The organism is Mucilaginibacter conchicola, from assembly GCF_003432115.1.
Lineage (GTDB): Bacteria > Bacteroidota > Bacteroidia > Sphingobacteriales > Sphingobacteriaceae > Mucilaginibacter > Mucilaginibacter conchicola.
In genome coordinates this window covers 1208227-1224980 of the sequence record NZ_QWDC01000002.1, presented here as the reverse complement: position 1 = coordinate 1224980, position 16754 = coordinate 1208227, and the positions used below count along the sequence as shown (strand labels likewise).

Sequence of the window (16754 nt, the reverse complement as noted above, 5' to 3'; positions counted from 1 at the left end):
AAAAAATAATGACAGCAAATAACGGAACAGCCGATAGCCAAACCTGGCCGATGCCAAAATTCAGGTTCGAGGTGGAGTTTGGAGATGGATTTGGACACGTAGCCTTTCAAGAAGTATCAGGCTTGGATGTAGAAGCATCGGTTATAGATTATCGAAACAGCAACAGCCGGGAGTTTGCGCCGATTAAAATGCCGGGCTTAAAAAAATACGGCAACGTGACCCTAAAGGGTGGGGTGTTTGTAAACGATAATACCTTTTGGGACTTGCATACAGCAATTAACATGGGCACCGTTAAACGGCGTACGGTAGTTATAAAACTATTAGATGAAAATGGTAGTATAGCCATGCAATGGACTCTCATGAACGCCTGGCCAACAAGAATAACCAGCACCGATCTAAAATCTGACGGCAACGAAGTTGCTGTTGATACTATGGAATTAGCTCATGAGGGGCTTACAGTTTATACCGGGGGTTAATAATACCAACGATGCATTTACTCCAGCCAAACCGGCTGGGTAAATGCGCCGTTTGCGGCAATATCCCAAAGCTCAACCCTAACCCATTTGCGGTTCTTTAAATCAACAGAGAACTCAAATTGCTTTTTGCCGAAGGCCTGAGTATTGTTTAGGCTGATGCGTTCGCGGTAGGTTTTATTGCCATCGCCGGATACTACTTCTGCAAAGTTGAGCGGGAATGTCCAGTCGGCAGTGAGCGTGATCTTTGTCTGGCCGGATGGGCTGATCTTAGCGGTTTCGCCTGCACCTTTGCCGTTTACTGCGAAGGCCGGCAACAGCACCTCTCCTGTTGAAACAAAGAATTTACCCTGGCGCATCACATCCAGTACGGGTTGCCAACCATCTTTAAAGTTGGGGATCTTATCCAACTGCAGATAATTCACATTAAGGTGGGCATACATCTCGTTCTGCTCCGTGATGGTAAATATGTCCGATTCGCCGATGACGTGTTTCTTCAAGCCCCAATTGCTCATATCATCAAGCAGGTTAAGTACACGATGGCTTAGCGTAGGATTTGAAAGATCGGCCGGGATAGCCTTCCAGGCTGCCCCCATAAACGTTGGCGACTTGTAGAACGCCTCTTCCTTATAAGCATCAGGATATCCGGTTGAAGCCTTGGTACGGGCATGAGCCGTCCATGCCAAACCGTGTTCAAGCTCCAGCAGTTTAAGCATCTCATCTTTGTTGGCGATGCGGTACACCTTGCCGTACTTAGGGTCGTCGGTAACAAAAGGCATATCTGCCTTGCGCGACATGATCCAGTTTACCGGATGCGGGAAAAAGCTTAGCCAGTGGCCGCCGTAAAAATTGTTAGGCTCCTCGCCGGGCAGCAACAGGAAATTATTATCTGATAAACGTTCGCATTGCTCGTGAAGGGCATGCAGCTCTTTCAGGCGCTCATCATCAGGCCCTTTGGGATGGCCGGGACCATGAAACTCCGCCAGGTGAACTATGTTTAAACCCGTCTTTTCAAACACATCCTTAAACTCCGGCTGCTCCGGTACGGGGCCACCCTTCAGCACCACATCCATAATAAACTCGTTATGAAAATGGCTGGCCATGGTTTTATATCCCGGCAGGGGTTTGTATGAATCCCCGTGCGTAAACTTCTTTACTTCGGCCAACGCTTCTGCAGGGGCATCAGCACTCAGCAAACAGAAAAAGTTTAAACGCTGCTGCGTTTTTGGTGGGGCGTTAAACCAAGGTACAAAGCGTTTATCGCCCAAGGGATCTTGCCTTATCCCAATACCATAGCCCGGCATCAGGCCTGCATAGTTCTGCCCGTGCCAGGTAAATTTTAAGTTGAACGCCTCATCCAACGGATAAAAATACTGGTGTGGTGCGGGGAACAGCGCCAGGCTACCCTGCTTTCCCTGCCCTATTATAGTACGGTATTTTACTTCCTGGTTTGTGGCTGCAGTATTCTGCTCTACTTTTATGGTTTGCAGTTTATTCTTCACATCAGCCCAGGCCACATTTTGCCAAACCTGCTTTTTGCTTACCAGCCCGGCGTCATACAAAATAGCGGTCGAGTCGTTATCGGTTGCCATTACCGCAGCAACATTAAACAACGGCGAGCCATTATATAAGGTGATCTCTAACGCGCCTTTAAAAGTTGATGCATGCATATCCGAAACCCTGATAATGGTATGCGCCCCAAAGCTTACTACACTTGCCGAGTGTTTATCAAACTCTACCGGGTAAGTTTTATATGGCTTAAGCGGCACCCTATCGAAAAACACATCCCAGCCGCCGCTTTTAGGGTCTAAGGTTCTTTTACCGATGGTGAGTGTATAAGCAGGATCTAAGCCTGCTGCAATTTCTTTAGAAACAGTTCCTTTATTGATAACTATGCTTTTGAATAGCGGCGCGCCCTGCTGAAGATCTAACACCAATTTACCACTGCCATCTTTACCGGCCGGCCAGCTTACGCTGAGCTGCTTGCCTATTACCCTAACGGTAGCACCTTTGCTTTTATCAAATTTGGATAGATTGACCACTGATTGTGCGCTTGCATTTTCGCAAACTATGAACAGTAACAATAAGGCAAGGCCCTTTACAAAGCTGGCAGAAAATGTTCTCATAGGTTATAATTTTAGGGCCTGGCGGCTCAATAGGTATGCTTCGAAAATAGCGCATAACCCTCATTATTCAAAGCAATTACCTGGATATTAACCAATTCGTGGCAATTATTGATATCATCTGCTTCGCAAAACACTCATTTTTAATGTATTTATAACATTTACTACTATGAAGCAAGATTGTCCATAGATTTTAAATAATTGTCCATTTTTTTTCGCTGCAATTGCTTTTATGTTTAACCACCCGTTAATACCCCGCTCGTAACTAACGGATAAACTAATTATAAACATCTACTAAAAAATTATGCAAAAGCTTATTCAAAAAGCCTTTAGGGCGTTTTGCGTGGTATTGTTGGCTGTCTGTATGTCATCGTATGCGTATGCGCAAAATCTGAATGTTACCGGGCAGGTAACCGGTAAAGACGACGGCTTAACCGTACCCGGCGTTACCGTTTCTGTAAAGGGTACTACCCAGGGGGTTATTACCGATGCAAACGGCAAATTCTCGCTCAGCGTAACAGACGGCGCTACGCTTGTGTTCACGGCTGTTGGTTATGACCGCCTTGAGGCACAGGCCACAACATCACCTATGAAAATTGTTTTAACATCATCAAACAGCAACCTTACCGAGGTTACCGTGGTGGGTGTTACCATCAAAAAGCGCGACCTTACCGGCTCTGTAGGTAGCGTTAGCGAAAAGGTGATCAAAGAACGCCCTACAACCAATGTTAACCAGGCTATCCAGGGCCGCGTATCCGGCGTGCTGGTGCAAAACAACGACCCTCGCCCGGGTGGCGCATCGGCCATTAAGATCCGTGGTAACAACTCCATACAGTTTGGCGCCAACCCAATTTATGTAGTTGATGGTTTGGTTATAGATGGCAATTTTAACACCATCAACCCCGATGATATTGCCAGTATAGACATTTTGAAAGATGCATCGGCAACGGCACTTTATGGGTCGCGCGGTGCTAATGGTGTGGTATTGGTAACCACCAAAAAAGCCAGGAAAGGCGAAGGCAAAATTGAGTACAATGCCTGGGCGGGCGTTCAATCATTCACCAAGAACATCCCATACCTAAACGCACAGCAGATAGTTGACCTTAGGCTTGATGCTTATGCCAACCGTTATATGGATCAAAACCCGGGTGCTGATCGTAACACGTACATCCAATCGTTACTTAACCCTGCCGGCTCTGCGGCTTTTGGTGCCGATGAGTTGCGTGTTTACAACGCAGGCGAAAGCTATAACTGGCTAAACGAGATCCGCCAAAAAGGTGTGCAGCAAAACCACACGGTAAGTTTTTCAAAAGGCTCTGACGATGGCTCATCAGTATACGTAAGCTTTAACTATACCGACCAAAAAGGCTTGCTTAAAACATCAAACTATAAAAGATTTGGCGGCCAGGTAAACCTCGATCAGAAAATAAAACCCTGGTTAAAAATTGGTACCAACACCAACTTTACCCGTACCGAGGAGCGTTACATTGATGGTGGCGTATTCAACATTGCGGCCAACGCCAACCCGCTGCTACCTATTAACAACACCGACCCTTACCTGAGCTGGAAGGGCATCACCAGTACCGATCTTTACAACCCGCTGCGCAGTTTGAGTATTGATGGGCAGGGCAACCAAAACCGTTTGCTCACTACAAACTACATTGTGGCTACCATTATACCGGGTTTAAATGTACGCTCGGGCTTTTCTGTTGAGGCGCGTAATCAGAATTACTATAACTACATCCCACGCGATCTGGGGCAATCGCTTCGTAACTCAACCGAGGGTAGTGCCACCCACAAAAAAGAGGATTGGTTGAACTGGCAATGGGACAACTCCATATCCTACGAGAAAACTTACGGCAAGCACAACATCTCGGGCTTGCTGAGTTTCGGCCTCACCAAAAACAACTACGACTATACCCAAGTAGATGCCCAAGGATTTGCCATCGACGATTTCTCGTTCAGGAACCTTGGGGCGGGTTACAAAAAAGACCGCTTTAACCTTGCATCAGATTTTAACACCTACACCCTTACCAGTTACGTAGCGCGTTTCAACTACAACTACGATAACAAATACTTTGCTACTTTAACCAGCAGGTATGATGGTTCATCGCGTTTTGATACCGGGCAAAAATGGGGCATATTCCCGTCGCTGGCCCTGGCGTACAACATAGCACGCGAAGATTTTATGCAGGGCTCTATGCTAAGCACCCTTAAACTGCGCGCCGGTTACGGTATTGCGGGTAACCAAAACATACCCAACTTTGGTTACGCATCACTAACCAATGCGGTATACAGCTCCGGCTCGGTTTATATTGTATTGGCCGACCAGATGGGCAACCCTAACCTGCGTTGGGAAAAACAAAAACAACTTAACGTAGGGCTTGATCTGGGCATACTGCAGAACAAGATCACCCTGAGTGCCGATTACTTCATTATCCATAATGATGACCTGTTGATGCCCCGCTCGCTGGCATCTACAACCGGCTTTACAACGGTTATTGAAAACGTAGGCTCGTTGTTGAATAAAGGCGTAGAGGTAAATATTAATGCACAGGTTATCAGCAATAAAGACCTGCAGTGGAATGTAAGTGCCAATCTATCATCTTATCGCAACCGCATAACCAAATTGTACGGTAATACCGATGCTATTTACAGGTACGGCGGCTTTACCGGGGTAGAGATACAGCGCGAAGGCAACCTGTTCCTGGGTAAATCACTCAACTCTATCTATACCTATAAGTTCGAGAAAATTGCTCAGCAATCAGACATGGACCGCGTATCACAGATCGATTATAACGGCCGCACTATCCGCCCAGGCGATATTATCCCGGCTGATATAAACGGTGATAAGAAAATTGACGATGCCGACCGCATTGTGGTGGGTAATACCGATCCTAAATTCTATGGCGGTTTCGCTTCTGATCTTACTTACAAAGGCTTCGGCCTAAATGCGGTATTTAACTACAACGTAGGCGGCAAGCGCATCAATTACCTTTACGAAGGCCTGCTTGGCGGAACAGGCGAATACGCCGCCCATACTGATGAGCTTAACCGATGGACACCAACCAACACCAATACTAACATCCCGCGTGCCTACCAGGGCGCCGGCCGATATGGTGCGGGCGAAACCGACTATGCTGTGCAAAGTGCCGCTTACCTAAGGCTATCTGCCCTTACTCTGTCATACAACTTTACCGGCGATTTTATGAAGAAGGCAAAACTAAGTACACTAAGAGTATACCTAACCGGCAGCAATGTGTTCACCTCAACCCCATACAAAGGTTATGACCCTGAAGGCGGCGATAGTTACCCAACCGCCAAGATGTTTGTGGCCGGCGTTAATGTTGCATTTTAATTATTACGATCATGAAAAAAAGATATATACTTATACCGGTTGCACTGTTGATGGCGCTAACCACTTCATGTAAAAAATTTATTGAGCAGGAGCCGCAAACAAGCCTTTCAGAAGAACAGGTTTTTAGCAGCATTAAAAACACCGATCTTTTTGTTTTAGGCCTTTATACCAGATGGCGGGATACAAAAAAAGACCGTGCAGGGTTCATATTCTCTTTAGGGTCTGATGAATCGCAGCAGGGTGCTTACCAGGTACTAACAGATGATAGGCAAGCGGGCATAGACCGCTATAACGGCTTCCTTACGGCAAGTAACACAGCTTTAACCCAGCAATGGGATACCCGCTTTAAAATTATATATGCCGCTGCCGCAGCTATCAACGGGCTCAATACCATCAATTCTGATGATCCGCTTAAGAATGTTTTATTGGGCGAAGCAAGTTTTATACATGCTGCCTTAGAATTTGAAATGACCCAATACTGGGGCGAGATACCGGTACTCGATAAAGCCAAACAAGCCGAATATGGTTACCGCCGCCAACCTTTGCCGGTTGTTTACGCTTCAATTATTGCCGACCTTGAAACTGCTGTAAAAAACCTGCCCGAGACACAATCAGAGAAACGCCGCGTAACCAAAGGCGCCGCAATAGCTTTGCTGGGCAAGGTTTATCTGTACGCGCCTGAGGCGTCAGGCGTGCGCGATTATGCCAAAGCCCGCGACCAGTTTAAAACCCTGGTAGACGGTGGCAGGTACCAATTGGTAGCTAACTACAACGACCTTTGGGACCCGCAGAAACCAAACAGCAGCGAATCAATATACGAGTTTCAGTTTAACAACACCCAGCCTGATAATAACCAAACGCAATGGCAAATGGGTTCGCGTTCATTAGCCGAGCTTGACCAGTACTGCTATTTTGGTGGATACGACCTGATGGTACCCACCATTTACGCTTACTCTGATGCAGCCGATGGCGGTGTTTGGGAAACCGGAGACCAGCGTAAAGAGGCCAGCATCCGTTATGATTTTACTTACAAGGGCAAAACGCCTACACTAAACCCAAGCTTTGGCGGCGACGAACTTGACCCGCACGTAAAAAAATATGAAGATGTGCGTACTGACGGCAAGCTCACTTTCTGGCTATCGGGCAAGAATATCTTCTATCTGCGCTATTCTGATATACTGTTGTGTTATGCTGAAACTTTGAACGAAACCGGCGCTACCGCACAAGCTGTGCAGCTGGTGAACAGTACAGTGCGCAAACGTGCATGGGGTGGTACACTACCGGCAGCAGCAACCTGGGATGCAGGTATGTCTCCGGCAGATTTCCGCACCCATATCCTGGATGAGCGGATGCGCGAACTTTGTTTTGAAGGATGGCGCCGCATGGATCTTATCCGCAGCGGTAAGCTGGTTGATCTGGTTAAACAACGTAACAAATGGACAAAACAATCAAACACCATACAGCCGTTCCATAACCGATACCCTATCCCGTTGCTGGAGATAAAGCAGAATGAAGATATTTCAGAAAGCGATCAAAACCCGGGATACTCCAACAATTAATTCCAAACACTCCAATACACAACAAAAAGGGGGTGGCGAAAGCCATCCCCTTTTACATTTTAAAGCATATTAGTTAACCTGTCGCTTATTGCCTTTGTAATCTGTAATGGTCATATCCTTAACATCGTTACCCACCTCAAACGTACGGGTTGATTGCGAGAGAAATGATGAGCCATAATAAAACTCTACCCGCTTTTTGCTGCCATTCTTAAAATTAAGTATGGCATAGGCATCCGTTGGCTTCAGCCTGATGCTTTTTACTTTATCGGGCGCGGTTGTTTTAAATGCCTTTATCACATCCTGGTTTTGGGTGGCCACAAAAATATTGCTACCATCGCTGCCGCGTACTTTGGCAAAGCCCTTGGCATCGCCTGGGACAAGCAGGCCACTTTGGGCGAGGCTTGTACTTACAAAACCGCCTTTACCGTTGCCCTTCAGGAATAACCCATTAAACGCATCATGCCTGCCGGTGAATGGTTCCATACCAAAATCGTTACCGGTCATCAGCAGGTCGAGGTTGCCATCATGGTCAATATCCTGCGGAATGAGACCATACACCGGCGCTATCTGGGCCTCATAAGGCAGGGCCGAGATGGCGAACTGCCCGTTGCCTTTATTGATAATAATGCTGGTGTTCATATCCGTTGCTTTCAGCGTTAAGGCGCCTTTTTTATCATCAGCGCTCCAAAGGTCATCCATGGTAGCGCGGCCAAATTCTTTATAGCTCTTGTACTTTTTGCGCATGGATATCATCTGCGTGATCATATCATCACGGGTATGCATAGGGAAAGGTTTGCACTCGCCGTTCTCATCTTTCAGGTAACAGAAAATCATGGCATCAAACGATCCGTTGTTATCCAGGTCTTTCCCTAAAATAGTCATCGGCTGATCAAAAGAAGCTTTAAAGTTTGAGTTCTGCCCCAGGTTACCTGCTACGTAATCTATCTTGCCATCATTATTAAAATCGCCGGCGGTAAGGCTGTTCCACCAGCCTACGTGGCCGTTTATCCCGCTCTGCGGCGTTACATTCACAAAGCCTTTACCTGTATTTTTATAGAAGGTGATGGGCATCCACTCGCCAACCATCACCAGGTCGGGGCGGCCATCGCCATCAAAGTCAGACCATAAAGCATCGGTTACCATGCCGGCCTGTTTTAGTTGCGGGCAAAGGTTTGCGGTTGCATCGGTAAACTTACCGTTGTTATTGATCAAAATACGGCTTGCCGGCGATGTAGGGTAAGCTCCCGACACCGACCTGCCACCAACAAAAAGATCAAGATCGCCATCACCATCAATATCGGCAGCCCGTACGCATGAACCATTGTCGTAATCTACCGGTATAGCGGCATAATCGCGCGTAAACTTCCCTTTGCCATTGTTAAAGTAAAGCCTATCCTGCGCGGCGGTGTTGCCTTTGCCAAACTCAAAGCTACCGCTTACTACATAAAGATCTAAGAAACCATCGTTGTTGGCATCAAACAGCAGGGCGCCCATATCTTCTTCGTCTTTATAGTCTTCGCCAACAAAGCGCGTGCTATCCTTGGCAAATTTGCCATTGGCTCCCTGCATAAAAAATACGCCTTTATTGCCCGCTGGGCCACCTACAAAGAAATCATCAAAGCCATTGTTATCAATATCGCCAACGGCAATGCACGGGCCATACTGGCTCAGCTTATGCGGCAGGGTTATCTGGATATTGTAGTCAATCGCATCTTTCTCTTTATGCAGATAATTAATGCCCAGTTGTGCGGCCACCGAAGTGAACACCGGGCTAACCAGTTGAGGTATACCCGGCGGGTAACTGCCCGATGCATCTTTCTTTTGTAGCGTAAGTGTTTGGTTAGCCTTTACATTTTTAACCAACTGCGTGCTGCCATCAGGCCAACGCACCCTTATCGAGTCGACGGTTGATGCATTGCCCAAGCCGAAATGCACGCGGTTATCATAAGAGCTCATGTACCCGCGCGCCGGCTGCTGATCAAAAAACTGTTGCTGGCCGTTGTAATAGATCCGCATGGTGGCGCCAATTCCGTCAACATTTTTACTATCGCCTTTTAGCTTAACGGTAAGGAAATTTGATGAGCGTTTAGCCGGTTCTTTAGTATTGGTGGTATTCTCGTACACAAAAGCATCATCATTAATATTATTGATCACCAGGTCAAGGTCGCCGTCGTTATCCAGGTCGGCGTAGGCACCACCGGTAGAAAAGGTTGATTTGGTGATACCCCAATTTTTTGATACGTCGTTAAAGCCTGCACCTTTCTTATTACGAAAAGCATAGCTGGCTATCTTCACTACCGGAAACGAATCTGCCGCGGCGAGCGTAGTATTCTCTTGCACGGTGCGGCCCTGGTCGTTGGTGTAAAGCGCGTGGTCAAGATCAGTAATATCACGGGGATAGCCGTTGGTGATCATCATATCGCGGTAACCATCATTATCAAAATCGGCCACCAGCGGCGTCCAGCTCCAGTCGGTTTGGTAAATGCTGTCAATAAAGGCCACATCGGCAAAACGGGTTTGCCCGTCGGCCCCCTGCCCCTGGTTAAGCTGCATTACATTACGAATGTACTGGTGCTCATATTTGTATTTAGCATTATTGATGTAGGTGATATAATTATCGCCCATGAGCATGGTTTTCTTACGCAGGTTCTGCTCGGGCAACATCTCCAGCGACACCAGATCTGGCAGACCATCGTTGTTGATATCCACCATATCAGATCCCATTACAGACCAGCCCGTGTGCTTAAAATATTCGCCGGCACGGTTGGTAAAAGTGCCGTTCTTATTGTTTATCCACAGTACATCGTTCGAGATAAAATCGTTACCTACGTAGATATCCGGCCAGCCATCATTATTAAAATCGTTAACCGAAATCGAGTTGCCAAAACCCTCTATCAGTATACCTGCTTCTTTTGATACATCGGTAAACGTATTGTTGCCGTTGTTTCGGTACAGGCGGTCATTATTCTCGGCGCTGCCATCGGTAATTTTAGGGCGATAGGCCACAGGCGTGCTTTTGCCCAGGAAGTTGTTGAGCAGGTACATATCCAGCAGGCCATCGTGGTTATAATCAAAAAATACAGCCTGGGTGCTGTAACCTGTATCGGCCAGGCCATAAGCAGCTGCCGACTCTTTGAAAGTCGGCACGCCATCCTTATTATTTCCCTGGTTAATGTAGAGCAGGTTCTTACGCTGCTGCGGATCGCCTTTGAATGAAGCGCACACGTAAATATCCAGCCAGCCATCATTATTGATATCAATAACGGAAACACCTGCGCACCAGCGGCCACCGCCATCAACACCGGCGGTAGATGTGATATCCTCAAACTTCAGCGCCCCTTTGTTAAGGTACATTTTGCCGGGTACCTGGTTGCCTGCAAAGTAAACATCGGGTAACGAATCATGGTTAAAATCGCCTATGCCTACGCCCGCTCCATTGTATAAATAAGGATGGTTAAGAATGTTAATGCTATCGCTTGCGGTGATGGTATTTTTAAAATCTATACCGGTTGCTGATGGTTTAAGTAATTTAAAAAGTGTGGGCTTGCCGCCATTGCCGCCACAGCCTGCGCAAACCAGCGCAATAAGGGCACAGTATAGTATTTGCCTTGCAGACATCATCTAAATCTTAAATTAATAGGGTTTCGCAACGCGAAATTTATTGGTTTATATGGCCGGAAATTAACAGCTTAATTTCCTGTATGTGCTTGTAAAGAAACTCATTTTCAAGATAAGCATTTCTGCAAATCATATCAAAAGTTAGTCAAATCGTATCGGGCATGCGGGGCTTAAGTATTTACTGTTTAGATTTATAGCGCCGCCGCCCGGCTGCTACCAGTTATTTTGCTTTTGATATATGAGAATATTTTACGCTGTATTAACCTTTGCGTTGTGCCTTTGTGCCTGCAAAAACACTAATAACAACTGGCAACAAAAAGCCGAAGACCCGGCGTTCATTCACCGATCTATAAGGCAGGTAACCGATGTAATGGTACGGGATATTTACTCGCCGCCGGTGGCCAGCCGCATTTATGCCTACATCAGCGTAGCCGGGTATGAAGCCGCTGTGCATGGCGATAAAAAATACATCTCATTAGCTAAACAATTAAAAGGATTAGACAGCATACCTCAACCTGTTACGGGCAAGCCTTATTGCTACTCGCTGGCAGCATCGCACGCCATACTGATCGTGGGGAAAATACTGGTAATGTCTGAAGGGCGGATAGAAAAATTTCATGATGAACTATTGCAGCAGTTCCGCGATACGGGTATACCCGATGATGTTTACCAAAACTCATTAGATTACGGCAAACTGGTGGCCAATCATATCCTGAAATGGGCGGGCAGGGATAACTACAAGCACACCCGTACGCTTGCCCGTTACGATGTGCAAACCGATGCCGCTACCTGGAAACCAACACCGCCGGCCTACATGAAAGGTGTTGAGCCACATTGGAACGAGATACGCCCGTTCATTTTAGATTCGGCGCAGCAATTTAAACCGGCCCATGCTATGGATTTCTCAACCGCCCCAACCAGCTATTTTTATACACTGGCTAAAGATGTACAAAACGCCGGCAACAAACTTACTGACGAGCAGCGCGATATTGCCAATTTTTGGGATGATAACCCATTTAAGGTAAATACCAATGGCCATACCATGTTTGCTATTAAAAAGATCTCGCCGGGCGGGCACTGGATAAATATTGCCGCGCAGGTTTGCCGCAAAGCAAAAGCCGACTACGTGCAAACGGCAGAAACCTACGCGTGTCTATCTGTCGTGATAGCAGATGCCTTTATTAACTGCTGGGACGAGAAATACAAAAGTAAAGTGATACGCCCGGAGACTTACATTAACGAATACATTGATGAGCGTTGGCAGCCGCTGTTGCAAACCCCGCCCTTCCCCGAGTACACAAGCGGACACAGTGTGGTTTCCAATGCATCGGCCGTGGTCATGTCAAAACTATTTGGCGATAAGTTTGCCTTTGCAGATTCAACCGAGACTTTGTTTGATTTGCCTGTACGCAAGTTTACATCATTTAAAGCAGCTGCTGATGAGGCCTCGATAAGCCGTTTTTATGGGGGGATACATTACATGCCGTCTATCCGCAATGGGGTTGATGAGGGTGTACGCATTGGCGAGTTTGCCCTCAACAAATTACATACCCGCAAAGCAGATTAAATTGTTTTGGTTTTAGCTGCAGCAGCGCGTTTAGCCTGCTGATACTCGGTTGGTGTAGTACCAAACTGTTTAAGGAAGTTGCGCCCAAGGTGCGATTGCGAACTGTAACCCACCATGGCTGCTACCTCGTAGATCTTATAGTCGGCCTCTTCAAGCAAACGGGCAGCGGCTTTTAAACGGGTAATGTTGATCAACTCGTTAATAGTGAGGTTTGAGATAGCTTTTACTTTACGGTAAAGTGTGGGCTTGCTCATGTTCATAAAGTTAGCCACCTGTTCTACATCAAGCTCGGTATCTTGTATATGCTTAAATATCACCGAGTTCAGCTTATCCAAAAAACTCTCATCGGGCGCCGAATATGCCATTGACTTTAACAGCGCCTGTGGTGTGCTGGCAAAGTAGTCTTTAATTTTATTACGGTTGATAAGCAGATTGGCTATCTGCACCTGCAAATGCTCTGGCGAGAATGGTTTCTCGATATAAGCATCAGCACCAACTTCTAAACCTTCAATTTTACTTTGCAGGGTATTTTTGGCCGTAAGCAGGATGATTGGAATATGGCTATGATCAAAGTTTGTTTTAACTACTTTACACAGTTCAAAACCATCCATCACCGGCATCATCACATCACTTATTATGAGCTGAATGTTCTCTATCTCTATCATATCAAGCGCCTCTTTGCCATTAAGCGCTTTTACTATCGCATATTTTTCACTTAGTTCATCTGAAATGAAATCAAGTATTTCTGGATTGTCATCCACAACAAGAATAATTGGTTTCATGAAGTCTAAATTTTCGTTTCGGTTTACCACAACGGCCTGCTCATAAGCATCATTGGTGTTATGCAGGTCAAATTCTTTCTCCTGGTGTACAGGTAAAGTAAGCGTGAATATATTAAAACCGTTGGAAGATTCACTCAAAAAAAGCGCTCCGTTGTGCAATTCGGCCAAAGAACGTGATAAAGAAAGGCCAATACCGGTACCCACTTCCTTCACCGATTCTTTCATCCTGAAGAAGGGTTCAAAGATCTTGTCGCGCAATTCAAAAGGTATCAGGTGCCCGTTGTTACGGAAGGTGATGCTGAACGAGCAATCTTTGGCTCGATGCGGCAGCAGCTCAACCTCAACTTCTGATGTGCAGTATTTTAACGCATTGCTAATAAGGTTGCTTATGATCTTGGTAAAGGCCTCGGCATCAACATAAGCATACAGCGTTTTGCCTGGCTGCTTCAGTTTATAGGTGATGTTGCGTTGCTCGGCCATGGGGTTAAACTGCTGAAAAGTGCCTGTAAGCAAGCTGTTAATATCCGTTTTAACAAAGCTGAGGCTAAAACCATTGGTCTCGGTTTTCCGGAAATCAAGCAACTGGTTGGTCAAATCCAATAATCTGTCGGTATTGCGTTCCATGGTTTTAAGGCTGTTCTGTATCTCGGGCAGGCTTTCTGCCTTCTTCATCACCTTTTCCATAGGGCCTTTTATCAGCGTAAGCGGCGTGCGTATCTCATGGGCAACATTGGTAAAAAACTCTATCTTGGCGTTATAGATCTCTTTCTCCTTATCATTCTCTAATTGCTGAATAATGCGTTTGTTCTTCTCGCGGGTACGCCTGTGGTACTCGCGCAGCAAATAAAATGCACCCAACAATACAGCCAGCGCATAACAAATATATGCCCATGTACTTGCCCAAAAAGGCGGGTCGATATCAATCTCGATCGATGTTTCCTTATCACTCCATTCGCCGTTATTATTAGCTGCTTTTACAACAAAGGTGTAATGCCCGGGTGCTAACTGGGTAAAGTATACTTTGCGGTTGGTTTTCAGATAGGTCCATCCCCTATCAAGGCCTTTCATTAAAAATTTATACTGGCTCATTTCGGGGGCTGAAAAGCTGAGGGCAGCAAAATCAATACTAAACGACGACTGGTTGTGGTTTAACCTTATTTCTTTAGCGCAAATAATAGATTGCTTTAATAATGAATCGGGGCCATTAACCGAGATCTCGTTGTTATGCACCTGGAAACCTGTAATGTACACCGGCGCAACAAAATTATTAGGCTTAAACTGGCCGGGGTTAAAGCTTACCATCCCCTTAACACAGCCAAAATACATGGTACCGTCGGTATCCTTAAATGCCGAGTTGTAATTAAACTGATCGCTTAGCAGGCCATTAGCGCGCGTGTAGGTTTTTGTGTAACCGTTTACCAAATTAAGAGATACCAACCCGCGGGTGGTGCTTACCCATATATTCTTGTTATCATCTTCTAATATTTTAAATACATAGTTACTTGGCAGGCCTGTGTTGAGGCCGTAATACCTAAACCGCTTATTTTGCGGATTATATTTCCAAAGGCCAAGCCCTTCAGTTGCAAACCAGATATGATGATCGCTGTCTTCAAAAATACCGTTAACGGTTGAGGTTTGCAGCGCATCTTTTACAGGGTAGTCATAGGGGATCTTTTCAGATCGGTTTGTTTCGGGGTTGTAGGTATAAATGCCATCGCGCACGGTTCCTAACCATATTAAACCGTTATGGTCTTCAATAATAGAATAAACAAAATCATACGATGGTATTTTATCTATCTGCGTAAAAACATTATTTGCCGGGTTATACCGGTATAAACCTTTAGTGGTAGCTATAAAAATAAGCCCGAGGCGTGTTTTGCAAAAGCCTATAATAAAATTACTCTTCAGCATGTTTGCCCCGTTGCCGGCAACAAATATTTGCTTTACTTTACCGGTTGGGATATCAAAAATATTCAGTCCCCGCTCAAAAGTACCCACGAGCAGATTGTCTCCGTTAGCCAACAGCCCGTGTATATTACTGTTTGATAAGCCATTGGCAGTACCGGGGTAATAGTGTGTCCAGGTAGTTTTATCGGCACTTAGCTTATTTAGGCCATTATCTTCGGTGCCCAGCCAAATATTGCCGAAACGGTCTTTGCATATCTCGCGCACTACGTTACCTTTCAGGCTATTATCATCAGCCCCGGGGTAATACTTATTAAAGTTTGAGTATTGTTTAGGATAATGATTTACACCGCCAAAGTAAGTGCCGGCCCACATCCCACCTTCCCTATCGCGGTAAAGGCTGTAAACCGCATTGTCTGAAAGCGAATAGTGATCGTTATAGTTCTTTTTAATATTGGTGAACTTACGGGTAACTATATTATAAATAAATATCCCCGATTCTGTAGCTATCCAAAATTCCTTTTCACTGTATTTAACAAAATCGCGCACATACACTTCTGTATGGTCGGTATTATAGGTGAGGATATCGCTATAGGTGCCGGTAAGGCAATCAAACTCTTTTACCCCCTGGTTAGCCGTGCCAACAAATAGCTTATCATCGCCTGCAGCATACAGCCTTTCAATAAAATTTGAAGCAACCGGTTTTGAATGATCAAACAGGTTATAGCTTTTAAAAGTGCCCCTTGCCGGGTTAAGTTTCTCAAGCGTTCCGCGCGAAGTGGTTACCCATATATCGCCATTGTTTATTGCTATTGATGTAGCCTCAAACTGCCGTTTAGGCAAATAATCTGTTGAAATACCGGTTTTCTTATTGAAGCGCATAAGCGCCTCGCCGGTTACAAACCAGCAGTTATTATTTTCATCCTGCGTTATGCTTCTTACCCCCTGCCGGCTATCGTGGTAAACATGATCAAAATCCTCGGTCTTAAAATCATAACGATCTAAGCCATTATCAGTACCCACCCACAGGTTACCCTCGGCATCAGTACTTAAAGCGTGTACAATATTGTTAGAGATGCTTTTTGCGTCGCGCGGGTCGTGCCTAAAAGTTTTATAGGTGTACCCGTCAAATCTGTTAAGCCCATCCTTAGTACCAAACCACAAAAAGCCGCGCTTATCCTGTATAATACAATACACGGTATTGTGCGATAAGCCTTGCTCAACCTGGTAGTGCTTAAAGTAGTGCGGTTGCGCATGGCCGTAGCCCGGCAATGCAAGCCAGATAAGTAAAAAGAGTAAAAGTGGTTTCAAATTGGTGTGCTTAAACAAATATATATATTCTGTTTAAGCAATTTCTTTTCAGCTAAAA

Annotated in this window: 7 protein-coding genes; 4 read left to right on the top strand and 3 right to left on the bottom strand. The window is 45.7% G+C overall.

What is annotated here, in order from left to right; genetic code table 11:
• The first annotated feature begins 8 nt into the window (after positions 1-8).
• A complete protein-coding gene (locus D0C36_RS15170; protein WP_117392446.1) occupies positions 9-476 on the top strand; it encodes a phage tail protein in 468 nt (155 codons plus the stop codon).
• 17 nt (positions 477-493) lie between these two features.
• On the opposite strand, the gene D0C36_RS15165 is transcribed toward D0C36_RS15170, so the two are convergent.
• Entirely contained in the window at positions 494-2599 is a 2106-nt protein-coding gene (locus D0C36_RS15165; protein ID WP_199502033.1) for a CehA/McbA family metallohydrolase domain-containing protein, read from the bottom strand.
• Between the two features lie 301 nt (positions 2600-2900).
• On the opposite strand from D0C36_RS15165, the gene D0C36_RS15160 reads away from it, so the two are divergent.
• Together D0C36_RS15160 and D0C36_RS15155 are read left to right on the top strand one after the other, a co-directional pair.
• Entirely contained in the window at positions 2901-5954 is a 3054-nt protein-coding gene (locus D0C36_RS15160; RefSeq protein ID WP_199502032.1) for a SusC/RagA family TonB-linked outer membrane protein, read from the top strand.
• A gap of 11 nt (positions 5955-5965) precedes the next feature.
• On the top strand, positions 5966-7513 hold the full coding sequence (locus D0C36_RS15155; RefSeq protein ID WP_117392444.1) for a RagB/SusD family nutrient uptake outer membrane protein: 1548 nt from the start codon (positions 5966-5968) through the stop codon (positions 7511-7513).
• A gap of 69 nt (positions 7514-7582) precedes the next feature.
• Here the strand turns inward: D0C36_RS15155 and D0C36_RS15150 are convergent, their stop codons facing one another.
• A complete protein-coding gene (locus D0C36_RS15150; RefSeq protein ID WP_158557121.1) occupies positions 7583-11131 on the bottom strand; it encodes a VCBS repeat-containing protein in 3549 nt (1182 codons plus the stop codon).
• 238 nt (positions 11132-11369) lie between these two features.
• On the opposite strand from D0C36_RS15150, the gene D0C36_RS15145 reads away from it, so the two are divergent.
• Positions 11370-12698: a vanadium-dependent haloperoxidase gene (locus D0C36_RS15145; protein ID WP_117392442.1), complete on the top strand. Its 1329-nt coding sequence runs from the start codon at positions 11370-11372 to the stop codon at positions 12696-12698.
• Here D0C36_RS15145 and D0C36_RS15140 read toward each other — a convergent pair.
• The gene (locus D0C36_RS15140; RefSeq protein WP_147322001.1) at positions 12695-16696 is read right to left on the bottom strand and encodes a hybrid sensor histidine kinase/response regulator transcription factor; all 4002 of its coding nucleotides are present in this window, start codon (positions 16694-16696) and stop codon (positions 12695-12697) included. The genes D0C36_RS15145 and D0C36_RS15140 overlap by 4 nt on opposite strands.
• Between the last annotated feature and the right edge of the window lie 58 nt (positions 16697-16754).

Bases quoted from the DNA above. Each gene is read 5' to 3' on its own strand.
- D0C36_RS15160 (WP_199502032.1), top strand. From the start codon at position 2,901: ATGCAAAAGCTTATTCAAAAAGCCTTTAGGGCGTTTTGCGTGGTATTG.
- D0C36_RS15155 (WP_117392444.1), top strand. From the start codon at position 5,966: ATGAAAAAAAGATATATACTTATACCGGTTGCACTGTTGATGGCGCTA.
- D0C36_RS15145 (WP_117392442.1), top strand. From the start codon at position 11,370: ATGAGAATATTTTACGCTGTATTAACCTTTGCGTTGTGCCTTTGTGCC.
- D0C36_RS15150 (WP_158557121.1), bottom strand. From the start codon at position 11,131: ATGTCTGCAAGGCAAATACTATACTGTGCCCTTATTGCGCTGGTTTGC.
- D0C36_RS15170 (WP_117392446.1), top strand. From the start codon at position 9: ATGACAGCAAATAACGGAACAGCCGATAGCCAAACCTGGCCGATGCCA.
- D0C36_RS15165 (WP_199502033.1), bottom strand. From the start codon at position 2,599: ATGAGAACATTTTCTGCCAGCTTTGTAAAGGGCCTTGCCTTATTGTTA.